This window comes from Parabacteroides sp. KHUB-02 (genome assembly GCF_056640955.1).
In genome coordinates this window covers 1,942,903-1,965,168 of record NZ_JBWQEV010000001.1, presented here as the reverse complement: position 1 = coordinate 1,965,168, position 22,266 = coordinate 1,942,903, and the positions used below count along the sequence as shown (strand labels likewise).

At 39.0% G+C, this 22,266-nt stretch carries 22 protein-coding genes; all 22 read left to right on the top strand.

Annotated elements, in window-relative coordinates:
- Window positions 1-10: 10 nt before the first annotated feature.
- The 22 genes from ACYIA1_RS08515 to ACYIA1_RS08410 all read left to right on the top strand — a co-directional run bounded on the left by ACYIA1_RS08515 (window position 11) and on the right by ACYIA1_RS08410 (window position 22,249).
- Window positions 11-439 carry a BT0820 family HAD-type phosphatase gene (locus ACYIA1_RS08515; RefSeq protein WP_048927731.1) on the top strand — a complete coding sequence of 143 codons (429 nt, stop codon included), beginning with the start codon at window positions 11-13 and terminating at the stop codon, window positions 437-439.
- Window positions 440-490: 51 nt separating this feature from the next.
- Window positions 491-1,288 (top strand): polysaccharide biosynthesis/export family protein, encoded by a 798-nt coding sequence (locus ACYIA1_RS08510; RefSeq protein WP_005855491.1) that lies wholly within the window; start codon window positions 491-493, stop codon window positions 1,286-1,288.
- A 37-nt stretch (window positions 1,289-1,325) separates the two neighbouring features.
- Window positions 1,326-3,773, top strand: coding sequence for a GumC family protein (locus ACYIA1_RS08505; RefSeq protein WP_057327102.1), 2,448 nt, complete (start codon window positions 1,326-1,328; stop codon window positions 3,771-3,773).
- 21 nt (window positions 3,774-3,794) lie between these two features.
- A complete protein-coding gene (locus ACYIA1_RS08500; protein ID WP_005865220.1) occupies window positions 3,795-4,994 on the top strand; it encodes a DegT/DnrJ/EryC1/StrS family aminotransferase in 1,200 nt (399 codons plus the stop codon).
- An 18-nt stretch (window positions 4,995-5,012) separates the two neighbouring features.
- Window positions 5,013-6,119: an ATP-grasp domain-containing protein gene (locus ACYIA1_RS08495; protein WP_480335003.1), complete on the top strand. Its 1,107-nt coding sequence runs from the start codon at window positions 5,013-5,015 to the stop codon at window positions 6,117-6,119.
- Between the two features lie 14 nt (window positions 6,120-6,133).
- Window positions 6,134-7,015, top strand: coding sequence for an NAD-dependent epimerase/dehydratase family protein (locus tag ACYIA1_RS08490; RefSeq protein ID WP_005865224.1), 882 nt, complete (start codon window positions 6,134-6,136; stop codon window positions 7,013-7,015).
- Entirely contained in the window at window positions 7,016-7,603 is a 588-nt protein-coding gene (locus tag ACYIA1_RS08485) for a sugar transferase (protein ID WP_005865226.1), read from the top strand.
- Between the two features lie 20 nt (window positions 7,604-7,623).
- Entirely contained in the window at window positions 7,624-8,520 is an 897-nt protein-coding gene (locus ACYIA1_RS08480; RefSeq protein ID WP_005865228.1) for a glycosyltransferase family 2 protein, read from the top strand.
- A gap of 9 nt (window positions 8,521-8,529) precedes the next feature.
- Window positions 8,530-9,501: a WaaS/CpsH family glycosyltransferase gene (locus tag ACYIA1_RS08475; protein WP_057327103.1), complete on the top strand. Its 972-nt coding sequence runs from the start codon at window positions 8,530-8,532 to the stop codon at window positions 9,499-9,501.
- A gap of 14 nt (window positions 9,502-9,515) precedes the next feature.
- Window positions 9,516-10,793: an O-antigen polymerase gene (locus ACYIA1_RS08470; protein ID WP_005865232.1), complete on the top strand. Its 1,278-nt coding sequence runs from the start codon at window positions 9,516-9,518 to the stop codon at window positions 10,791-10,793.
- Window positions 10,768-12,258, top strand: a complete 1,491-nt coding sequence (locus tag ACYIA1_RS08465) for a flippase (RefSeq protein ID WP_347511293.1) — start codon at window positions 10,768-10,770, stop codon at window positions 12,256-12,258. Before ACYIA1_RS08470 ends, ACYIA1_RS08465 begins: the two co-directional genes overlap by 26 nt.
- Before the next feature lie 18 nt (window positions 12,259-12,276).
- Entirely contained in the window at window positions 12,277-13,230 is a 954-nt protein-coding gene (locus tag ACYIA1_RS08460; RefSeq protein WP_221735060.1) for an ATP-grasp fold amidoligase family protein, read from the top strand.
- 108 nt (window positions 13,231-13,338) lie between these two features.
- Complete coding sequence (gene rfbA, locus ACYIA1_RS08455; protein WP_005865238.1) at window positions 13,339-14,244, top strand: glucose-1-phosphate thymidylyltransferase RfbA; 906 nt, start codon at window positions 13,339-13,341, stop codon at window positions 14,242-14,244.
- Window position 14,245: 1 nt separating this feature from the next.
- Window positions 14,246-14,827 carry a dTDP-4-dehydrorhamnose 3,5-epimerase gene (rfbC, locus tag ACYIA1_RS08450; RefSeq protein WP_005865240.1) on the top strand — a complete coding sequence of 194 codons (582 nt, stop codon included), beginning with the start codon at window positions 14,246-14,248 and terminating at the stop codon, window positions 14,825-14,827.
- Window position 14,828: 1 nt separating this feature from the next.
- Window positions 14,829-15,740, top strand: coding sequence for a dTDP-4-dehydrorhamnose reductase (gene rfbD / locus ACYIA1_RS08445; protein WP_005865242.1), 912 nt, complete (start codon window positions 14,829-14,831; stop codon window positions 15,738-15,740).
- 5 nt (window positions 15,741-15,745) lie between these two features.
- Window positions 15,746-16,885 carry a dTDP-glucose 4,6-dehydratase gene (locus tag ACYIA1_RS08440; RefSeq protein WP_005865244.1) on the top strand — a complete coding sequence of 380 codons (1,140 nt, stop codon included), beginning with the start codon at window positions 15,746-15,748 and terminating at the stop codon, window positions 16,883-16,885.
- Window positions 16,886-16,899: 14 nt separating this feature from the next.
- The gene (locus ACYIA1_RS08435; RefSeq protein WP_005865246.1) at window positions 16,900-18,162 is read left to right on the top strand and encodes a nucleotide sugar dehydrogenase; all 1,263 of its coding nucleotides are present in this window, start codon (window positions 16,900-16,902) and stop codon (window positions 18,160-18,162) included.
- A gap of 1,157 nt (window positions 18,163-19,319) precedes the next feature.
- Window positions 19,320-19,823: a hypothetical protein gene (locus ACYIA1_RS08430; RefSeq protein ID WP_008778517.1), complete on the top strand. Its 504-nt coding sequence runs from the start codon at window positions 19,320-19,322 to the stop codon at window positions 19,821-19,823.
- Window positions 19,824-20,023: 200 nt separating this feature from the next.
- Entirely contained in the window at window positions 20,024-20,473 is a 450-nt protein-coding gene (locus ACYIA1_RS08425) for an HU family DNA-binding protein (RefSeq protein ID WP_005865250.1), read from the top strand.
- A gap of 5 nt (window positions 20,474-20,478) precedes the next feature.
- Window positions 20,479-20,676, top strand: a complete 198-nt coding sequence (locus tag ACYIA1_RS08420; RefSeq protein ID WP_005865252.1) for a hypothetical protein — start codon at window positions 20,479-20,481, stop codon at window positions 20,674-20,676.
- Between the two features lie 12 nt (window positions 20,677-20,688).
- Entirely contained in the window at window positions 20,689-21,159 is a 471-nt protein-coding gene (locus ACYIA1_RS08415) for a D-Ala-D-Ala carboxypeptidase family metallohydrolase (RefSeq protein WP_005865254.1), read from the top strand.
- 46 nt (window positions 21,160-21,205) lie between these two features.
- Entirely contained in the window at window positions 21,206-22,249 is a 1,044-nt protein-coding gene (locus ACYIA1_RS08410) for a DUF3810 domain-containing protein (protein ID WP_250788684.1), read from the top strand.
- The last annotated feature ends 17 nt before the right edge of the window (window positions 22,250-22,266 follow it).

The window sequence follows — 22,266 nt, the reverse complement described above, 5'->3', positions numbered from 1 at the left end:
TGAATTATAAATGATTATCGCAGTAGATTTTGACGGAACAATCGTTGAGCATAAATATCCGGCGATAGGGAAGGAGATCCCTTTCGCTTTCGAGACATTGAGAAAGTTACAAACAGAACACCACAAGCTGATCTTATGGAGTGTGCGAGAGGGTAAGCTTTTGGATGAGGCTGTCACCTTTTGCCGAGAGCGGGGCTTGGAGTTTTACGCCGTGAACCGAGATTACCCGGAGGAAGAGAAAAGCCTGAATAACCATTTCTCCCGTAAGCTGAAGGCCGATATTTTTATTGATGACCGTAATCTTGGTGGTCTCCCGGACTGGGGTATGATTTACGAGATGGTGAGTAAAAGACTTTCCTATGAGGATTTAATGCGGAAATACGAGTCGGAATACGAACCGGAGAAACCGAAAGGCCTTTTCTCTCGTTTGTTTCGCTAAATCCATATCATTCTGTGTTCTAAGAAATAAAAAAAAAGATAACAAAATAATATGAAAATCAAAAGATTACTACTTTTATTAGCTCTACCTCTATTGGTAGCGAGTTGTACTTCTTACAAGAACGTACCATACCTCCAAAACCCAGAGGCAGTGAACGATTTTGAGGAGACCCTTCCGTTGTATGACGCCAAGATCATGCCAAAAGACTTGTTGAGCATCACGGTCAATACGACAGACCCGAAGGCTGCGACTCCATTCAACTTGACGGTACAGACTCCAATCAATGCGGCTTTGACAAATATCAGTACGACCACACAACCGACCATGCAGCAATACTTGGTGAATAATAAAGGAGAGATCGATTTCCCTGTTATCGGTCGCTTGGAAGTGGGTGGTCTCACCAAGAACGAGGCGGAGGACTTGATTCGTGAGCGTTTGAAACCTTATTTGAAGGAATCCCCGATCGTTACGGTCCGTATGGCTAATTACAAGATCTCCGTGTTGGGTGAGGTGGCCCGTCCGGGTAGCTTCACGATCGGCAACGAGAAGGTGAACGTTCTGGAGGCTTTGGCGATGGCAGGCGATATGACGATTTACGGTGTCCGTGATAACGTCAAGCTGATCCGTGAGGACGTGAACGGTAAGCGTGAGATCATTAACTTGAATTTGAATAATGCCGAAGTCGTGACTTCCCCGTATTATTACCTGAAGCAAAACGATATTATTTACGTGACCCCGAACAAGACGAAGGCTAAGAACTCCGATATCGGTAACAGCACGACCCTTTGGGTAAGCTCACTCTCGATTCTGGTATCTATTGCCGGCCTGTTGGTAAACATACTTAAGTAATTGAAAATTGAAAATTGAGAATTGAAAATTAAGAGAGATGATAGACGAACGGATAATTAATAACACTGGGATAGAGAACGAGGAACAAGAGATTGATTTGGTCGCTCTTTTATTCAAATACCTTTTTTATTGGCGTTGGTTTGTTGCTAGTATATTGATATGTTGCATCGCTACTTACCTGTTTCTTCGTTATCAAACGCCTGTATATAACATTTCCAGTTCCGTGTTGATAAAGGAGGAGGATAAGCGAAGCGGTTCGGGCAACAATCCGTTGGCGGCCATTCAAGATTTGGGAATGTTTTCCATGACAAATAATTTTGATAACGAGGTGGAGATATTGAAATCCCGTACATTGATAAAAAAAGTCGTGAACGACCTGAATTTATATGTTCGTGTAGCGGAAAAGCGAGCGTTCGGTTATGCGATGCCTCTTTATAAGAATAGTCCGGTGCGGATTTATATGACACCGGAAGAGGCCGATAAATTGGAGGAGCCGATTAAGCTGGATCTTACATTTACAAAAACAGGAAAATTGTCTGTTAAGGCTGAATATGTGCAAGATAAGGAAGAGCAAGAGATAGAACAGGCATTTGATCAATTGCCGGCGGTGTTACCAACACCTGTGGGTGTTTTAAGCTTTACGCGAGGCGATACCTTGTATATGGAAGAAGAGGAAATCGCTTTACGTGTTACCATAAATACGCCGACGGAGACCGCCGAGGATTATATGAAAGACTTGAGCGTGACCGCCTCTTCCCAGACCACGACGATAGCGAAGATCAGCGTGAACAATACAGTAAAGGAGCGAGGCGTGGATTTCGTGAATCGTTTGGTTGCGTTCTATAATCAAGACGCGAACGATGAGAAGAATGAGGTAGCTCAGAAAACCGCTGAGTTCATAGAGGAGCGTATCGGTATAATTAACCATGAGTTGGGTACGGCGGAGAGCGAGTTGGCGGATTTCAAGCAACGATCCGGTCTGACGGATTTGACAAGTGATGCCCGTCTAGCCTTACAAGAGAGTTCCAAGTATGAGCAGCAACGTACGGAGAACGCTACACAGATCAGCTTGGTTCAATTTCTGCGTACCTATATCAACGATCCGGTCAACAAGGAAGAGATAATTCCTGCAAACGTAGGGTTACAGGATCAAAACCTCACTAGGGTGATTGAACAATATAACACGATGATCATCGAGCGTAAACGTTTATTACGTACCTCTTCGGAAAATAACCCGGCGGTGATAAACATGAACACCGGCGTTGAGGCGATGAGACGTAATGTCGAGACAACCGTGAATAGTGTCTTGCGAGGACTACAAATCGCCCAGAAAGATATTGAGCGTCAGGCTAGTAAATTTGAGAGCCGGATTAGTGATGCTCCAAAGCAAGAGAAAGAGTTCATGACTATTTCTCGCCAGCAAGAAATCAAGGCGACTTTATATATCATGCTGTTGCAGAAGCGGGAGGAAAATGCGATCACATTGGCAGCCACGGCTAATAATGGTCGTATTGTAGAGGAACCATTACCCGGGAAGGATCCTGTGGCTCCCAAGAAGCTCGTGTTTTTATTGGCTGCGTTTGTGGTGGGCCTGTTTATTCCGGTGGGAATCATCTTTGTCGTGGAATTATTGAAATATAAGATCGAGAATCGTGGCGATGTGGAGCAATTGACGAATGTTCCGATTTTGGGCGAATTGCCCTTGTGTGGTCATAAATCCTCCGATAAGGGAGCGATCGTGGTGCGCGAGAATAAGAACGACATGATGGAGGAGACCTTCCGAGGTTTGCGGACCAATCTGCTCTTTATGCTCCGGAAAGATCAAAAGGTCATACTTTTCTCTTCTACGCAGCCCGGAGAAGGTAAGTCTTTCGTGACTGGAAATCTCGCTGTCAGCTTGGCTTATTTGGGAAAGAAGGTGGTAGTGGTTGGTATGGACATCCGTAAGCCGGGCTTGAATAAGGTCTTCGATTTATCGAAAAGGCAGGAAGGAATATCTAATTATCTGATGGATCCGGAGGATAAGGCTCTTTTTGATCTTGTGCAGCCTTCCGGCATCAGTCCGAACCTGGATATCCTTTTAGGAGGAACGATTCCCCCGAACCCGACGGAACTGGTAGCCCGTGATACCTTGGAGAAGGCGATAGAGCAATTGAAATCCCGTTATGACTACGTGTTGCTGGATACAGCCCCGATCGGTATGGTAACTGATACGGCCATAATAAGCCGTGTGGCCGACATGTGTGTTTATGTCTGCCGTGCGGACGTGACCCCGAAAGCCGCTTTCTGCTACATTAATGTTCTTAGGGACGAGCATAAATTTGACAAGTTGGCGGTAGTGATCAATGGAATCGACCTGAGCAAACGTAAGAACACCTATGGTTACGGTTATGGTAAGAAATACGGTTATGGCTATGGTAAACATTATGGTTATGGATACGGCTATGGGTATGGTTTTGAGGCGGAGAATAAGAAAAAGAAATAATAAGGAAATTTATAAAGAGTCATGAGACACGTATTATTTAGTCCCCCTGATATAACAGAGGCAGAGATCAGTGAAGTTGTTGATGCTTTGAAGTCCGGTTGGATAACTACCGGACCTAAAACTAAAAAATTAGAACAGCTGGTAGCAGAACGTTGTCATACCTCAAAAGCTGTTTGTTTGAATTCAAATACGGCATGTGCTGAGATAACTTTGCGTATATTAGGTATAGGAATCGGTGATGAGGTTATTGTTCCAGCCTATACTTATACAGCTACCGCAAGTGTGGTAGAGCATGTGGGGGCAAGATTGGTCATGATAGATTGTGAGCATGGAAAGTTCACGATGGATTATGAGAAATTAGAAGCGGCGATAACCGAGAGAACAAAAGCTATAATCCCGGTGGATTTGTTTGGTATTCCTTGTGGCTATGATACGATTTTCGATATAGTAGAACGGAAAAAGAATTTATTCCATCCAAATGATAACCCGATTCAAAAAGCCTTGAATCGAGTGATTGTTATGGCTGATGGTGCTCATTCTTTTGGAGCCTCATATAAAAAATTCCCAATAGGTTCTGTCGCCGATTTTACGAATTTCTCATTTCATGCGGTGAAAAACCTAACAACAGCGGAAGGCGGTGCGGTTGTTTGGAGAGATATTGAAGGGATAGATAATGATGAGTTATATCACCAATATATGTTATTGAGTCTTCATGGTCAGAGTAAAGACGCTTTGGCAAAAACGAAGTTGGGAGCGTGGGAGTATGATATTATTGGGCCATGGTATAAATGTAATATGACAGATGTCTGTGCGGGCATAGGTCTAGGACAAATAAAAAGGTATGATGAGATTTTGTCCCGTCGAAAAGAAATTATAGACCGTTATAATAAAGGATTGAAGGGGCTACCTATTACGGTGGTAACGCATTATACTTCAGATATTGTCTCTTCTGGACATTTATATATTATAAATCTGAATGACAAAGATGCCGAACAACGGAACAAATTTATAGAGAAAATGGCCGGATTAGGAGTTGCGACCAATGTACATTATAAACCGCTTCCTATGCACACAGGCTATAAGAAATTGGGGTTCAAGATAGAGGACTATCCAAATGCTTATAAGCAATTTAAAAATGTTGTGACATTGCCGCTTCATACCTGCTTGTCTGATGAAGATGTGGATTATGTGATTGAGTGTGTGAAGGAATGTTTAAAATGAGATCTACTAATAAAAATGATGGGAAAGAAAGTTCTAATATTGGGAGTTGCGGCAGTACAAATGGATGCAGTTAGCCAATTAAAAAAAATGGGATGTGAGACATTCACATGTGCAATGGCTAAAGATGGACCTGCTGCGGATTTATCAGATCATTTTAATTTGATTAATATATTAGATGAGAAGAAATTAGCAACTTTTATAGTTGATAATAAAATTGATGTGGTCTATTCAACAGGATCAGACTTAGCGATGCCTGTAGCATGTCGATTGAGTGAGAGACTTGGATTACCTCATTTTGTTTCTTCTTATGCAGCGAATGTTTGTAATCATAAGAACTTGATGCGTGAGAGACTAACATTGGAATGTGAAGGAAATATACCTTTTCAAGTGTTAGATTCTATAGATAAAATAGCAATTCAATATCCTGCTATTTTAAAACCATCAGATGCGCAAGGGCAAAGAGGTATTTTTTTAATTCGTTCACAATCTGAATTTGAGTCTCATTTTCAAGATGTGGTTAAATATTCTAGAGAGGGAAAAGTTATTGTTGAAAAGTACATCGAAGGGCCAGAGGTTTCAGTTAACGGTTATATGGTCAACGGAGTAATGCGATTCTTAATTGTTTCGGATCGGGATACTTGGCCGGAATATACCGGGTTGATACATAAACATATTGTTCCAAGTAAAGCCGTTTGTAATACAGCTAATTCTAAAATAAAAAGAATCGTAGAAGATGCTTGTAATCGGATTGGAATATTGAATGGTCCGGTTTATTTCCAGATGAAAGTAATGAACGGTCATCCGTACATCATAGAAATGACACCACGTTTGGATGGATGTCATATGTGGAATTTATTGGCTAGATCTACAGGGGTTAATTTGATGAAGTTAGTATTTGAGCATCTGCTATATGATGATATTTCAGAACTAAAATGTTTGAATTCGGATATTAAACCGATGGAGTTGGTTTTCTTTTGCCAAAAGCCAAAAACAATAATGGATCAATCTGCTTTCTTGATACCCAAAGATTCGGAGGACAGTTTTTTCTATTATGCGACAGGTGATAATATACGTCCGGTAAATGGACGTTTTGACAAGGTGGGGTATTTTATCCATAGTCTATAAAGGAGTTTTTGGTAATGAGAATTGCTATTACGGGAGCAGGTGGATTTATAGGCTCAAAAGTATTGGAAAAACTTGCTGATTATGATGAGATAGATATTCTTGCGTTGTCAAGAGTTCAAAATGATAGAACACTCTATAATAAAGTAAGATGGGTAAAGACCGATTATTCAGTAGATTCATTAAATAAAGTATTGAAGAATGTAGATGTGATTATTCATTTAGCGGCTACAAGAGGTACACAAGGCTTGATTTCCGATTATCATGTGAATGAGATTGTTACTGAAAATATTTTATTGGCAATGAATGAATTGAATATTAAGCATCTGGTTTTTGCTTCTTCTATTGCAGTTTATTCAGATACAACAAAAATACCGTGGCAAGAGGATATCAGTCTTTCTCCTAAAACTCTTTATGGGATATCAAAGGCATCTTGTGAATATCTCTGTGCTTTTTATACCCGTAAGTTTAAATTCCGATATACTATTTTGAGAATTGCTCAAGTTTTGGGATTAGAGGAAAAGCGTAAAGGCATGATGAATAATTTCATCGAATTTGCATATCAAGGAAAACAATTGATAGTGAAAGGTAAGAGTGTAGCTAAACGTCAATTTATTTATGTTGATGATTTGGCTGAGACTTTTGTTTTGTGTGCAATCAAGCAGAAAGAGGAATCAATCATTTTGAATGTTGGTATGCAAGAGGCTTATACAAATTTGTCAATTGCAAATACGGTAAATTCAGTATTTGAAAATACTAATTCAATAGATTATCAAGAGGATATAGATGAAAATATTGACTCCTCTTTTATGGATACTCATCGCTATGTTAGTTTTTTAGGCTTTAAGCCTAAAACAATGAAAGAAGCTTTGTATGAATTGAAAAATCGAATAGATTAGATGTATAAAAATGTAATTAAGCGTCTTATAGATATTATAATATCTTTGATGTTGATTCCTTTTATTTTGATATTAATAATCCCGGTGGCTTTGTTTATAAAATTAGAAGATCATGGTGATGTTTTTTATAATGCAGAACGCTATGGATGTAATATGAAAAAATTTAAAATGTTTAAGTTTAGGAGTATGAAAATGAATGCTCCTGATGTAAGGAATGCTGATGGTACTACTTTTAATTCTGAAAAAGATGTTCGATTAACCAAGATCGGTGGATTTTTGAGAAAAACAAGTATCGATGAACTTCCTCAAATATTTAACGTACTTTTGGGGGATATGAGTTTTGTTGGTCCAAGACCTAGCCCGATGGGTAATGAAAATACTTATACGGATTTTATAAGAAAAAAATTTGGTGTTAGACCGGGTATTACTGGATATAATCAAGCCTTAAAACGGAACAGTGCTACACTAGAGGAACGGTATAGAAATGATGTTTACTATGCGGAACATGTTTCATTTCTTTTAGATTGTAGAATTATTATTATGACATTAAAATCTGTTCTTCGTAGGGAAAATGTGTACAAAAATTGAATATTTTAAACATAAGTGGAATGATATCAGTTGTTATACCTACATATAATCGTGCTCAGACAATACGTATGGCAGTGGATAGTGTATTAAACCAGACATATCGAGATATTGAGTTGATTATTGTTGATGATGCTTCTACGGATGGAACCCAAGATGTTGTTACTCAGATCGCAGATGATAGAATTCGTTATTTGCGATTAGAGCAAAGATCTGGGGCCTGTAATGCGAGAAATATAGGAGCATTATCTGCAAGAGGAGAGTTTATCTCCTTTCAAGATAGTGATGATAAATGGCATCTTGATAAATTGGAGAAGCAATACCAATTTATGATTGATAGAAATTTGGATTTCTCCTTTTGTGGCATGACTCGGATTATGTTGGAGGATCCCAATAGGAAATATTATTATCCAAATGTAGATATGGATGATAATAAAGATTATTTTGATCAACTTCTTTATTTAAATAGAGTTGGTACTCAAACGATTATATGTAAGCGAGAATGTTTTGAAAAAATACGTTTTGATGTTACATTAAAGCGTTTTCAAGACTGGGATTTTGCGTTACAAGCTGCTCGAATTTATTCCATAGGTTACTTGAGGGAAAGTTTAGTGGACTCTTTTGTACAAAAAGATAGTATATCAAAAAGTAGTTTGGCCAATAAAAATGCATGGGAATCATTATATAATAAATATAAAAAGGATATACAAAAAAATCCGACTACTTATGCTAAATATTTGTTTAGATTAGGAAACGAAGTGGTTCTTTTTAATCAAAAAGTGGCTATGGAATATTATAGAAATAGTTTTTATATAAAGAAATCAAAGGAAGCCTTGGTGTTTTTTGTCTTGAGCTCACTGAGAATGAAATCAACTATAAGCAAGTTATTGGATTATCAGAAAAATCATCTTTTTAGATAAATAAGAGTAATGCGAAAATATTTGTTGGTATATCCAAATCGGGATTATGGTAGATTGATGTGGAGAGATTTAGAAAAACTCGATAATGTGGATTTTATTAATAAACCATTGTTTGTTAATAATGTGTTGATTGATCTGCTTTTTCGTATTCATTTTAGCTTTAAATTGAATATGAAAATAGAATTGCCATTAAAACTATTTTGGGAGAAATATTATTCTTTAGATCATTATGATTTTGATCAATCGAATGAATATGTGATTCTGTTTACAGATCCTTCATTGTGTAATTATAGAAATAATTTTCTTGAGAAGTTGAAGAGGAAATCTAATGTGACTATGGTTCTTGTCTTAATAAATTCATTTTATAGAATGAGACGTATTATTGAGCCTATGTTGAAGAATTTTGATTTGATATACACATATGATGAAAAGGAGGCAAAGTTATTTGGATTTTCTTATTATCCTACTGTTTATTCAATGGTAGATGTGGGTGATGTTGAAATGATAAAGCGTAAATGTTTTTTTGTGGGGGTTGCAAAAGATCGGCTGGAAAAATTGATCCGTATTTATGATAAATTGGAACTTTGTGGATGTAATCCAATTTTTTATATATCAGGAGTACCTAGGAAAAAGCAAAAAAGAAGGAAGGGAATTGTTTATAATACTTGGCTGCCATATAAATCAGTGTTGAAAGAGATTTTAAGTTCTGAGTTTATTGTGGAAATAATGGATAAAAATAATGCAGGAATTACGTTGCGTACTTTAGAGGCAATTTGTTATAATAGGAAATTAGTAACAGATAATGAGAAAATACTTTGTTCTCCATTTTATAGAGAACAAAATATTTATTTGCTAAGTTGTGGATCTGTTTTATTAAGTGATTTTTTAAAATGTGTAGATAAGGTGGATTATGGGTATGATGGGAGATATTCGCCTGTGTTATTTGTGGATAAATTAGATCGTTATTTGAATAAAATTTAATTTATATTTGTTTTATGATAGCACCGTTTTTGTTGTGTGTTTTTGCTGCTTGTTTTAGTAAGTTTGTTTATGGTAAATTATATAATCCTAGTACTGTATTTTTTTTGATTTGGATGCTGTTGCTGGCTTTTTCAAGATTAGGGTTGTTTGGCGTTCCTGTACCAAATAGTGATACGTATTTGTTGTTATTTATAGGATTATTCTCTTTTTTTGTTGGGTTTGTATCTGTTGATTTAAAGAAATGGTTTGGGAGAAAAAATATTTTTTTTAGAAAATTTGAAAGCGATGTAAAATATTCATATGTATTGAATTTTAAAATTGTAATTGTTCTATACTCTATAACATTTGTATATTTAGCTTATCAAGCGGTTATTGTTATTGGATTATTGCAATCAGGCCTAACCCTATCTGCAATTCGAGAGTTGTTTACTTCTTCAGATCTAAATTTGTTGAGACAATCAAATTATATGGTTGCTATACAAAATTTTATAGCGACACCTACTGTCTATTTAGCTATAGCGATACTCCCAATAGAATGGTTTAAAGGTAATAGAAATAAGATTTTTATTGTTTCAACTATTCTGATGATTATTGCTTGGGTTCTTACTTCTGGAGGTCGATCTGTTATTCTATGGATGGCTATTTATGTTATATATTTATATAAGTGGAAGGGTGTAAAGATAAAATTGAAAAAAGAAAATAGGAGAAAAATTGTACTGGTTGTTTTGTCTTGTATTATATCATTGATTTTTACAACGATATCAAGGAAAGGTGAAAATGTTGATTTTTTCTTTCAAATGTATCAATATTTCGTTGTTCCAATTGCTCATTTAGAATATAGAATAAATGAATTGAATGCTTCTTTTTTTAATGTTTATGGGTATGGTATGGCTTCGTTTTATGGTGTTTTTTATCCTTTTATGTTTATTTTAACGCTTGCGGGTTGGAAATATCCAATATGGTTAACTACTATACGTGATCTTTCATTTATGAACTTAGAAAATGTGGTGTTACTTGGGAGTGCTAGAATGAATGCATTTGTAACTACTTTTTTTCAATTTTACTTAGATGGTGGGATGTTTGGTGTTTTTGTTGGGGGGGTATTGTTTGGTTTTTTTGTTATGCATTTTTATAAAAAAGCGAAAAATGGTACAGATGATAAATATACGCTAATTTATTTATTATTGTTGCAAAAGTTGATTTTCTCATTTGTTAGATTCTATTTTACACAGCCCGTTCAAGGCATAAGCTTTTTAATGGCTTTTTTTGTTTATAAAAGAATTAGATTGTGAGGTGTTTAAAAATATAAATTGTAAAAATTTGCCAAATTTAAGGAGAAATATAGTATATCAGTTCTTGTATGAATTGTTGATAGTTTTCATTCCTCTATTTACGATCCCCTATGTATCAAGAGTTTTAGGTGCTGAGAATATAGGACTTTTCTCTTATACATATGCAGTTGCTAACTATTTTGTTTTGTTTGCAAATCTTGGAATTAAAAATTATGGAAGTCGAACGATTGCTATGGTTCGAAATAATAAAGAAGAATTGAATAGGAACTTTTCTGAAATTCTATCAATTCACATTATTTTTTCAATAATTGTAATATTTGTTTATTTAGTGCTTTTGTTTTTTTTTGTAGAGGATAATCTGGTCATATTTCTTATTCAGAGCATTTATGTTTTTGCTGCAGTCTTTGATATTAATTGGTTTTTCTTTGGAATAGAGAAGTTTAAGCTGACAGTAGGAAGAAATACTCTTGTGAAAATTTTGTCTGTATTTTTAGTTTTAGTTTTTGTTAAGACACAAACTGATCTTTGGATTTATGCGCTAATATTAGCCCTTTCTGTTTTTGTCGGGCAGTCAGTAGTTTGGTTTGCTTTAAAGCAATATGTCTCATGGAGGAGGCCTTCTTGGGCTAATATGAAACAACATATTCGACCCCTATTTGTATTGTTTTTGCCGATATTGGCATTGAGTCTTTATAAGTATATGGATAAAATTATGCTAGGATCCATTTCTTCGAATGTTCAAGTCGGGTTTTATGAAAATGCTGAAAAAATAATTAATGTGCCAATGAGTTTGATAATGGCATTTGGTGTAGTTCTTATGCCTCGAATTGCAAATATGGTGACGAGTAAGGATAAAGGAGAGGTTTTTAAGTTAATTGACATGTCGATGGAAGCTGTTATGTTATTAGCAATAGCTATCTCTTTTGGATTGGCAGGTATTTCATTTGTGTTAGCCCCCATCTTTTTTGGTTATGAATTTGAAGAATGTGGAATTCTTATAATGGGATTGGCTGTGACAGTCCCGTTTATGGCTTTTGCCAATGTGATAAGAACTCAATATTTAATACCTTATAAAGAGGATAAAATATTTGTTGTTTCCTTGTTTTTAGGTGCTGCTGTTAATTTGATTGTGAATATAATTTTGATACCATATATGGCTGCAAGAGGAGCTGTTATAGGAACTATTTTTGCTGAAATTATTGTTTGTATATATCAATCGTATTTTGTTAGAAAAAAAATTTTCATTAAAAAATATTTGTTAAATACGATTCCGCCTATACTAATTGGGATAGTAATGTTTGTTTTTGTTTTTCAAATAGGAAATGTAATGAATATAAATATTGTTACATTAATACTTCAACTTCTGGTAGGTATGTTTATTTATGCTGTTGGTGTGTTTTTACTTATGTTAAAAAGTAGAACACGGTTGATGGTTTTGTTGAGAAAATTTGTAGTAAGATATTAGTCGCTTATTATATATATTATGAAACATTTTATTCAAGCTAAATTGCCTTTGATATACCAATCGATTGCTTATATTAAATATTATAAAGATTTTTTAAGAAACAAAAAAATGTCTTTGGCTGTTTCGAGAATGTCTGATGAGGAACTTAAAGCTTATGATGCGTGTCTTTATAAAAATAGGCAAGGTAAAGAACTGGATTGGGAAAACCTAAAAACTTATACTGAAAAAATGCAGTGGGCGAAATTATTCGATAAAGATCCTCGAAAAACATTGTGTTCAGATAAGTATAAAGTGAGAGATTGGGTCGCAGATAAAGTTGGAAGTGAGTATTTGGTCCCATTACTAGCGGTATGGGATAAATATGACGATGTAAATCTCGATATATTACCTAATCAATTTGTTCTTAAAACTAATCATGGTTCTGGAGATGCGGTGATTATTCGCAATAAAAAAGCGATAACACTTGCTAAAAAAATAGAGTTGAAAAGGAAATTGAAATTCTCTTTAGAGACGGATTATAGTTGTAGGTACTGTGAAATGCATTATAAGGATATTTCGCCTAAAATTATCGCAGAAGAATTTATAGATTCTAGAGGCTCTGATTTGGTTGACTATAAGTTTTTATGTTTTGATGGAGTGCCTTACTATTGTTGGGTTGATATGGATAGATTTACAAATCATACTAGAAATGTTTATGATTTGAAATGGAATATTCAAGCGTGGAATCAACGATCATATGGTAATTTTAAAGGTGTAGTAGATAAGCCGAAAAATTTCGATATAATGATTGAAATAGTAAAAAAATTATCTCGAGGCTTTTCTCATGTTCGAGTAGATCTATATAATGTTGATGGGAAAATTTATTTTGGTGAAATGACATTTACTAATGGTAGTGGATTTGAGGATATTTCCCCTATTGAAGCTGATTTGATGTTGGGGGATTTATGGAAAATAAAGGAATTGGACTTTTAGGGAAAGTGTTGGAATGATTTTTCTTTGTAAATGTATTTGTCCTGTTTTACCGGATCTTTATTTGTGAGGTATTCTGAGTTAAATACTAATAATTGAAAATTCATAATTATGAAAGGAATTGTTTTAGCCGGTGGCTCGGGTACCCGATTCTACCCAATCACTAAGGGAGTGAGCAAGCAGTTGCTCCCTATTTTTGATAAGCCGATGGTGTATTATCCTATCAGTGTGTTAATGCTGGCGGGCATCCGGGATATCTTGATTATATCAACGCCCTATGATTTGCCGGGATTCAAGCGTCTGCTTGGGGATGGCTCTGATTATGGGGTGCGTTTCGAGTATGCAGAACAGCCCTCTCCGGATGGATTGGCACAGGCATTTACCATTGGAGCAGAATTCATCGGTGATGACAGCATTTGCTTGGTGCTAGGTGATAATATCTTCCATGGTAATGGATTTACCTTGATGCTAAAGGAGGCGGTTCGTACTGCGGAGGAAGAGAATAGGGCTACTGTTTTTGGCTATTGGGTGAGTGATCCGGAGCGTTATGGCGTGGCCGAGTTCGACCAGGCCGGCAGTTGCCTGAGTATCGAAGAGAAGCCGGAGTGTCCCAAGAGCAACTACGCCGTGGTCGGATTGTATTTCTACCCGAACAAGGTTGTTGATGTAGCGGGTAGCATTCAACCGTCCGCACGTGGAGAGTATGAGATCACTACGGTCAACCAACGATTCTTGGAGGATGGAGCGCTGAAAGTCCAGACTTTAGGCCGAGGCTTCGCTTGGCTGGATACCGGTACGCACGACTCCCTGAGCGAGGCATCTACGTATATCGAGGTATTGGAGAAGCGTCAGGGGGTGAAAGTGGCCTGCTTGGAGGGTATTGCATACCGTCAGGGATGGATAACCGAGGAGCGTATGCGAGAGCTGGCGCAACCCATGCTTAAGAACCAATATGGGCAATATCTACTAAAGGTAATTGAGGAATTAAAGGAGACAGGAGATCCGAATTTAGGTTAAGATGGAGGTAATAAAGACAGATATAGAGGGCGTGGTGATCATTGAGCCGAAGGTGTTTGATGACGCTCGGGGATACTTCTTCGAGAGTTTCTCGCAGCGAGAGTTCGAGGAGAAGGTTCGTAAGATAAATTTCGTACAGGATAATGAGAGTATGTCCTCATACGGAGTGATGCGCGGCTTGCATTTTCAGAGGCCCCCTTTTACGCAGAGCAAATTGGTGCGTTGCGTGAAAGGATGTGTCCTTGACGTAGCCGTGGATATTCGCAAAGGAAGTCCAACTTATGGTAAGCATGTAGCCGTTGAATTGAGTGAGGATAACCATCGCCAGTTTTTCGTGCCCAGAGGGTTCGCTCATGGATTCGCGGTATTGAGTGAGATAGCTGTTTTCCAATACAAATGCGATAATTTCTATGCTCCGCAAGCGGATGGGGGCATCTGTATAAAGGATGAGAGTCTGGGCATAGATTGGCGGATACCAATGGATAAGGCCCTTCTCTCGGAGAAGGATATAAAGCATCCATGCTTGGAGGATTTTGACTCACCGTTTGATTATCATGTAAATTTATACCTTGAATTTGAATAAGATGAATATATTGGTGACAGGAGCCAACGGGCAGTTGGGAAACGAGATACGTATCATCACCCGGGAAAGTGATGACCACTATGTATTCACGGATGTGAATCAAGTGGAAGGAGTAGAGACTGTCTTTTTGGATATTACGGATTTGGAAGCGGTGAGGGTACTGGTTGCGGAGCGGCGCATCGACGTTATCGTGAATTGCGCCGCCTATACCAACGTAGATGCGGCGGAGAGTAATGAGGCGTTGGCCGAGAGGCTGAATGCCGAGGCCCCGGAAAATTTGGCCAAGGCGATGAAGGCGGTCAATGGTTTGTTGGTGCAGATCTCTACGGATTATGTGTTTGGCAAAGAGCCTTACAATGTGCCCTGCCAAGAGGATCAACAGGGTACGCCAACCGGTGTGTATGGTATGACAAAATTGCGGGGTGAGCAGAAGATCATGACTGTAGGTTGCAAGCATGTGATAATTCGTACCGCTTGGTTGTACAGTGAGTTCGGGAAAAACTTTTGCAAAACGATGATGCACCTTACGGCTACTCGGCCCCAACTGAAGGTGGTATTCGATCAGGCTGGTACACCGACATACGCTTACGATTTGGCGAAAGCCATAGCGGCAGTCTTGCGTGATTATGCGACGGACATAGCTTGCGCTATTTATGGCAAGAGCGGCATCTATCATTACTCCAACGAGGGGGTCTGCTCTTGGTTCGACTTCACGAAGATGATCGCCGAATACAATGGCACGACCGCTTGTGATATCCGGCCTTGTCATAGCGACGAGTTCCCCAGCCCCGTAAAACGTCCGTCCTATTTGGTATTGGACAAAACAAAAATCAAAGAAACATTCGGCGTTCGAGTTCCTTATTGGACGGAATCCTTAAAACGATGTATCACTAATTTAAAAAACAACTGTTAAGAATCATGGCAAAACGAAATATAGTAATCACCGGTGGTGCGGGCTTCATCGGCTCTCACGTTGTACGTCTGTTTGTAAACAAATATCCGGGATATAACATCATTAATTTGGACAAGCTGACCTACGCCGGCAACTTGGCAAACCTAAAGGATGTGGAGGACAAACCAAACTATAAGTTTGTGAGGATGGACATTTGCGACTTTGAGGCGTTCTATCAATTGATGCGGGATGAGCAGATCGATGGTATCATCCATTTGGCGGCCGAGAGCCATGTAGACCGAAGTATCAAGGATCCGTTTACATTCGCCCGGACCAATGTGATGGGTACTTTGGCTTTGCTCCAAGCCGCTAAGTTGTATTGGGAAAGCCTGCCGGAGAAGTATGAGGGTAAACGCTTCTATCATATCTCTACCGATGAGGTGTATGGAGCGTTGACGATGAACCATCCGGAAGGAATCGAGCCCCCGTTCATGACAGCGGCTTCCTCCGGTGAGCATCACTTGGCATACGGAGATGATTTCTTCTATGAGACAACGAAATACAATCCTCATTCGCCCTATTCAGCGAGTAAGGCAAGTTCAGACCATTTTGTACGTGCCTATCACGATACTTACGGCATGCCGACCATCGTGACAAATTGCTCAAACAACTATGGCCCCTATCAATTCCCGGAGAAACTGATACCCCTATTCATCAACAACATCCGTCACCGCAAGCCGCTACCGGTCTATGGCAAGGGCGAGAACGTGCGCGACTGGCTGTTCGTGGAGGATCATGCCCGTGCGATAGACTTGATTTTCCACAACGGAAAGATCGCCGAGACCTACAATATCGGTGGCTTCAACGAGTGGAAGAATATCGATATCATCAAGGTGGTGATCAATACGGTGGATAGTCTGTTAGGACGTAAAGAGGGTGAGGATATGGATCTTATCACCTACGTGACTGACCGTTTAGGCCATGACGTACGCTATGCCATCGACTCAACAAAGTTGCAAAAGGAACTCGGCTGGGAGCCTAGCTTGCAATTCGAGGAGGGTATCGAGAGGACTGTGAGATGGTACTTGGAGAAGCATGAATGGTGTGAAAATATTATTAATGGTGAATACCAAGATTACTATGTAGAAATGTATGGAAATCGTTGAAAAATAATTATAAAATGAGCTATATAGTCAACAAACAATACAAAATAGCCGTAGCCGGTACCGGTTACGTTGGTTTATCAATTGCCACTTTGTTATCACAGCATCATGAGGTGGTAGCCATAGACATAGTTCCTGAGAAGGTAGATTTGATCAATAATAAAAAATCACCGATTCAAGATGATTACATAGAAGAGTATTTGGCTAGTCATAAATTGAATTTGAAAGCTACGCTAGATGCGGAGATGGCTTATAAGGACGCTGATTTTGTGGTGATAGCGGCTCCGACAAATTATGATAGCCAGCGAAATTTCTTTGATACGTCCGCTGTTGAGGCTGTGATAGAGCAGGTGCTTCGTTTTAATCCAAATGCTTTTATGGTCATTAAAAGTACGATACCTGTTGGTTATACGATTTCCGTACGTGAGCGGTTTCATACAAAGCGTATTCTTTTTAGTCCGGAGTTCTTGAGAGAGTCTAAGGCTTTGTATGATAATTTGTATCCTAGCCGGATCATCGTGGGTACGGATTTGTCTGATCCGGAATTGGTAGATGCCGCTCATATTTTTGCTGAACTGTTGCAAGAAGGTGCTATAAAAGAAAATATAGATACCTTATTTATGGGGTTGACAGAAGCTGAGGCCGTAAAACTATTCGCAAATACATATCTTGCACTACGTGTTTCTTATTTTAATGAGTTGGATACGTATGCGGAAATGAAGGGGTTGGATACTCAATCGATCATAAATGGTGTGTGTTTGGATCCTCGTATCGGTAATCACTATAATAATCCTTCTTTTGGCTATGGGGGGTATTGTCTGCCGAAAGATACAAAACAATTACTCGCTAATTATGCGGATGTACCCGAAAATTTGATAGAAGCGATTGTGGAGAGTAACCGGACTAGGAAAGACTTTATAGCAGATCAAGTACTTCGTATGGCGGGTTATTATGCTTACGGGGAAGAGAATGAATGGAGTAGTGTACGGGAACATCCTGTTACGATCGGTGTTTATCGATTGACGATGAAGTCTAATTCTGATAATTTTAGACAATCTTCTATTCAAGGAATAATGAAACGAGTGAAAGCAAAAGGAGCTACTGTGATTGTTTATGAACCAGCCTTGTCGGATAATACTACATTTTTTGGGTCAGAAGTTGTTAATGATTTGGATCTCTTTAAAAAACGTAGTGCGGCTATTATAGCCAATCGATATGATGTGGAATTGGATGATGTGAAAAATAAGGTATATACACGAGATGTATATAGAAGGGATTAATCTAAATTAAGGTTAGCGTCCAAAAATGACGTATAGCATCATTCAACAGAAATATAGATCTTTGTTGCTGTAATTAAAACCCAATTAATATGTAGAGCAATAACAATTCTGAAATTTTTTTCCTCCGCTACAAATCCGAAGCGGTCACGAACAAGGATTCCATCCGATCCTTCTGTTTTAGAAATAAGGTACCGTATAACCTGTTTGAAAAATGGTTAAGATGTTTTCATAGGAGATGGGTTGAAATCCGTACATTTAAGGAGGCTGAACATCAACTGTGCCTGTCACATGTCCGGGCTAATATGTTAAAGCGTATGATCAAGGAGGTGAAAAGAGAGCCTTGGTCTTTACGGACAGTTTGGATTTCTTCTTTAGAAAGGAACGTGATTATAATGAAGAGAATCTTATTCTTGAAGAAAGAGTCTGATGATCACTTACTATGCAATGTAACAGTATGTTACACTTTGGTCGTGACGAAGGTGTAGAAATGGCAGCTGCATATCATGGTGTAATCAGTACTGTGAGGCAGCGGGGGAAGTGAGCTTGGGATTTCCTTGGTGAATATTTTAAAAATATTTTTAATGATTGTAAGGACTTTGTTAATCTCATACCCCAGAATATAGAGTTGGTATGTACTAATGGTTAAATTCAATGTTTTTAACATAAAATTAGGTAGGTGCTACAAAAGAGCCTATACATTGGTGCATGCTCTAATTAGAGTACCAACAAAGGTGTTGCGTGATTGCCATAAATTAATTAGGAAAGCACTATTGGCGGTTTACTTTTGTTTATGTGGAGTCGATTTTTAAGATATCTCCTCTTCTATGTCTTCAACTCCCATGGTGTCAATCATGGGAGTACATATCGCCGATATGCTTATCGGTATAACGCCAAAAAAGAAAGAGGAACTTCCATGGAAGTGTTTGCAAGAAATGAGAACCACAAAGGTGCGATGATGAATGTGTAGATGATAGAATAGACTGTAGAATCGATATAGAATAAAGATTTTGTACCGGTCTTCTTTCTCCCTTCGGGGAGGTAAGGAGGCCGGTTCTGTTTTTATGTATGCCTTGATGATCCATATATAAATGTGGGATTCGGCCTTCTGCGGCGCAGGGATAAATATTCCCCCTGTGATCGTGGAAATGAAAAATCTTATGAAAGATTTGAAGGGACTATTAGGCGAATTTCGGGGTTGGCCTACCGTTGAGTTGTTTAGTGTGCGTCTGGCCGGATTGTCGGCGGAAGATAGAGAAAGGCATTTGCTGGGGTTTTGTAAGCTGGCTTTTGGGCATTATGAAGAGTTGCCGATGGGATATCGGAGATTGGTGGATGGTTATTTGGATGGGGAGCGAGGGGAGAACTTGATGGTGTGGTATTTGACAAGGCATACGCCGTGGAAGAATGCCCGTTATGAGTTGCATCGACCGGACTTGTTTTTGCGGATGGCGAAGCTGGTGGAGTTTACGGATCGGGATGGGCGTTTGCCTTATTCTCATTTGGCGGCTTGTTTATGTATGGCGTTTTCCGTCCGGAGTTTATCGGATCCTAATTCGGAGGTCTTGCCGAAATCCTTGGCTAGCCGTTTGAGCGCATTGAATATATTACCAAGTGATATTTTGGAACTGGCGGGGAAGAGGGAAATAACGGATGAGATGTGATTCTTTATTGATAAATGTTAAATGTACGTGGATTGAAGTCGATGAAATTTGGTGTGTTTTTCGTTGATTTGGGAATGTGTGTGTTGGCTGCTAGGTCGTTAACTGTTTTGCGTCATCGAAGTCAGGCTTTGTGGCTATTATACCTTTGTCATGTGTTCGAAGCATGGTTACATTCATTTATTCATTAAAAACGTATAGTTATGGCATTGAAATTTAAATTAGTAATGAGAAAGAATCTAGGTGAGGATCACGAATCTATTCCTGAAAAGGTATACGCTCAAATGGTGTATGGAGATCTGGTTACTTTTGATGAATTTGCGGAGGAGGTGGCAGATAGCTCTGGTGTAGGTAGCGCTAGCGTGAAGGCGGTTCTGGATCGTATGAATGTGGTGTTGGTCCGTCATTTACAGCATGGCAGGCGTGTCAGTGTAGGTGAGCTGGGACTTTTCCGCTTTTGTTTCGGATCGTCGGGGGTACCGGATGAGAAGACGTTTTCAACGAACTTGATTCGGGAGCCGAAAGTACGGTTCTACCCGGGCAAGGCGCTACGCGTAGCCAAGAGCCGGACAAGTTTTGAGAAGACTGTGCTTCCAAATGAAGAAGATACGGGTGGAAACGGGAGTGATAGTGAAAGTCCGGATGAAATCTAAGAGCTATGAGGCGTTTGACGATTCAATTAATTGTTGCGATCCTGCTCTCAATGAGCGGGATCACACTTCTCTTCAGCGGATTCTGGATTGATCCGCAAGGATTGATCGATAACAGTGTACTGGTGGCTTTCGGTGAGATCAGTACGTTTGCCGGGGCCCTTTTTGGAGTGGACTACTCTTATAAATTGAAAATTAATAATTGAAAATTGAAAATTATGGAAAGACATGATAAAAGGTTAACAGAGCATTTTTGTTTGGATGAGTTTACTTATAGTGGTATTGCCGTGGACAATGCGATAAATAATCAGCCTCCTCCTTGTGCATGTCTAGCGCTTCAAAATTTGGCAGTTGGTTTATTGGAACCATTACGTCTATTGTATGGGGCACCGATTGCTATATTGAGTGGATATCGGAATGAGAAGGTAAATCGTCTTGCTGGCGGGGTCGTTACCAGCCAACACTTGAAAGGAGAAGCGGCAGATTGCTATGTTGCCGATGGGCCGGAAAAATTGTTGGATGTATTGCAATGTTCCGGTTTAGTATTTGACCAAGCTATATTATATGGACGAAGACGTTTTTTGCATCTTTCCTTAAAGATAAATGGAAATAACAGGATGCAAGTGTTAGTTTATATGCTTTGTGTTGTCTGTATGTTCTGTAGTTGTGGAGCGTTAGTTCTTTTTTAATAATAAAACTGTGTGGACTGAAAAGGATATGATATATTTGCCTCCTATGATTAAACTTGAATATCTAAAAAAGATACGTGTTCGTTGGATTATATTGGCGATTTTTCTTGTCGCAATATGGATCGTGATGGGAAATCCCAGATTAGGCGAATGGTATTCCCGTTCGATTTATCCATGGGTATCGGGTATGCTATCTCGTTTCTCCTGCTTGTTCCCTTTTTCCGTAGGGGATTGTTTTATTTATGGTAGCATCGCCGGGTTATTAGGGTATCTGTCGTATGCGATTATAAGGAGGCGGAGGATCGGGAGGACAATAAGGCATGTCGTGGAATATCTGGCATGGGTGTATGTCTGGTTCTATATCGCTTGGGGATTGAATTATTTCCGGGAAGATTTTTTCACTCGTACGCGAACCACTTATGTGCCTTTTTCCTCGGAACATTTCCAATCCTTCTTGGATGCCTACACGGATTCCCTGAACGCCTCATGGGTTCCGATAGAGACGATCGATCGGGAGGTCGTGAAAGAGGCGGTGCAGGAAGGATATCGGGAATTGCCTACTCGTTTCGGGCTTACCACTCCCGGAACCTATCTTCATCCTAAAACGATGCTGTTCTCCCGGTTGATGAGTGGAGTAGGGGTGATGGGATATATGGGGCCGTTTTTTACGGAGTTCAATTTGAACGGCCAGCTCTTGCCCGTGCAATATCCCGCCACCTACGCCCATGAGATGGCTCATGTGCTTAGTATATCCAACGAGGCCGAGGCTAATCTATACAGTTATTTAATATGCACGGGTTCTTCCGTGCCGGAAATCCGGTTCTCTGGTTACTTCTCTTTGCTGCCTTATGCGCTGAGTAACGCATATGTGGCTTTGGATAAGGACGCTTTTGAGGCATGGAAGAAAAGATTACGCCCCGAGATCAAGGACTTGTATAACGAGAAAGTCGCCTATTGGCAATCCTTATACAGCCCGTTGATCGGCGAGGCACAAGACGTGGTCTATAATCTTTTCCTGAAAGGCAATAAGATACCTACTGGAACCGCTAATTATTCGGAGGTGATCGCCTTATTGATCGCTATTGTCTAATTCGAAAGAAATCACTA

What these genes read in the sequence shown, in the direction of transcription:
- ACYIA1_RS08515 (WP_048927731.1), top strand. Translation starts at nt 11, where the DNA reads ATGATTATCGCAGTAGATTTTGACGGAACAATCGTTGAGCATAAATAT.
- ACYIA1_RS08440 (WP_005865244.1), top strand. Translation starts at nt 15,746, where the DNA reads ATGGCAAAACGAAATATAGTAATCACCGGTGGTGCGGGCTTCATCGGC.
- rfbD (WP_005865242.1), top strand. Translation starts at nt 14,829, where the DNA reads ATGAATATATTGGTGACAGGAGCCAACGGGCAGTTGGGAAACGAGATA.
- ACYIA1_RS08490 (WP_005865224.1), top strand. Translation starts at nt 6,134, where the DNA reads ATGAGAATTGCTATTACGGGAGCAGGTGGATTTATAGGCTCAAAAGTA.
- rfbA (WP_005865238.1), top strand. Translation starts at nt 13,339, where the DNA reads ATGAAAGGAATTGTTTTAGCCGGTGGCTCGGGTACCCGATTCTACCCA.
- ACYIA1_RS08495 (WP_480335003.1), top strand. Translation starts at nt 5,013, where the DNA reads ATGGGAAAGAAAGTTCTAATATTGGGAGTTGCGGCAGTACAAATGGAT.
- ACYIA1_RS08470 (WP_005865232.1), top strand. Translation starts at nt 9,516, where the DNA reads ATGATAGCACCGTTTTTGTTGTGTGTTTTTGCTGCTTGTTTTAGTAAG.
- ACYIA1_RS08485 (WP_005865226.1), top strand. Translation starts at nt 7,016, where the DNA reads ATGTATAAAAATGTAATTAAGCGTCTTATAGATATTATAATATCTTTG.
- ACYIA1_RS08475 (WP_057327103.1), top strand. Translation starts at nt 8,530, where the DNA reads ATGCGAAAATATTTGTTGGTATATCCAAATCGGGATTATGGTAGATTG.
- ACYIA1_RS08410 (WP_250788684.1), top strand. Translation starts at nt 21,206, where the DNA reads ATGATTAAACTTGAATATCTAAAAAAGATACGTGTTCGTTGGATTATA.
- ACYIA1_RS08510 (WP_005855491.1), top strand. Translation starts at nt 491, where the DNA reads ATGAAAATCAAAAGATTACTACTTTTATTAGCTCTACCTCTATTGGTA.
- ACYIA1_RS08415 (WP_005865254.1), top strand. Translation starts at nt 20,689, where the DNA reads ATGGAAAGACATGATAAAAGGTTAACAGAGCATTTTTGTTTGGATGAG.
- ACYIA1_RS08425 (WP_005865250.1), top strand. Translation starts at nt 20,024, where the DNA reads ATGGCATTGAAATTTAAATTAGTAATGAGAAAGAATCTAGGTGAGGAT.
- ACYIA1_RS08435 (WP_005865246.1), top strand. Translation starts at nt 16,900, where the DNA reads ATGAGCTATATAGTCAACAAACAATACAAAATAGCCGTAGCCGGTACC.
- ACYIA1_RS08460 (WP_221735060.1), top strand. Translation starts at nt 12,277, where the DNA reads ATGAAACATTTTATTCAAGCTAAATTGCCTTTGATATACCAATCGATT.
- ACYIA1_RS08480 (WP_005865228.1), top strand. Translation starts at nt 7,624, where the DNA reads ATGATATCAGTTGTTATACCTACATATAATCGTGCTCAGACAATACGT.
- ACYIA1_RS08505 (WP_057327102.1), top strand. Translation starts at nt 1,326, where the DNA reads ATGATAGACGAACGGATAATTAATAACACTGGGATAGAGAACGAGGAA.
- ACYIA1_RS08430 (WP_008778517.1), top strand. Translation starts at nt 19,320, where the DNA reads ATGAAAGATTTGAAGGGACTATTAGGCGAATTTCGGGGTTGGCCTACC.
- ACYIA1_RS08420 (WP_005865252.1), top strand. Translation starts at nt 20,479, where the DNA reads ATGAGGCGTTTGACGATTCAATTAATTGTTGCGATCCTGCTCTCAATG.
- rfbC (WP_005865240.1), top strand. Translation starts at nt 14,246, where the DNA reads ATGGAGGTAATAAAGACAGATATAGAGGGCGTGGTGATCATTGAGCCG.
- ACYIA1_RS08500 (WP_005865220.1), top strand. Translation starts at nt 3,795, where the DNA reads ATGAGACACGTATTATTTAGTCCCCCTGATATAACAGAGGCAGAGATC.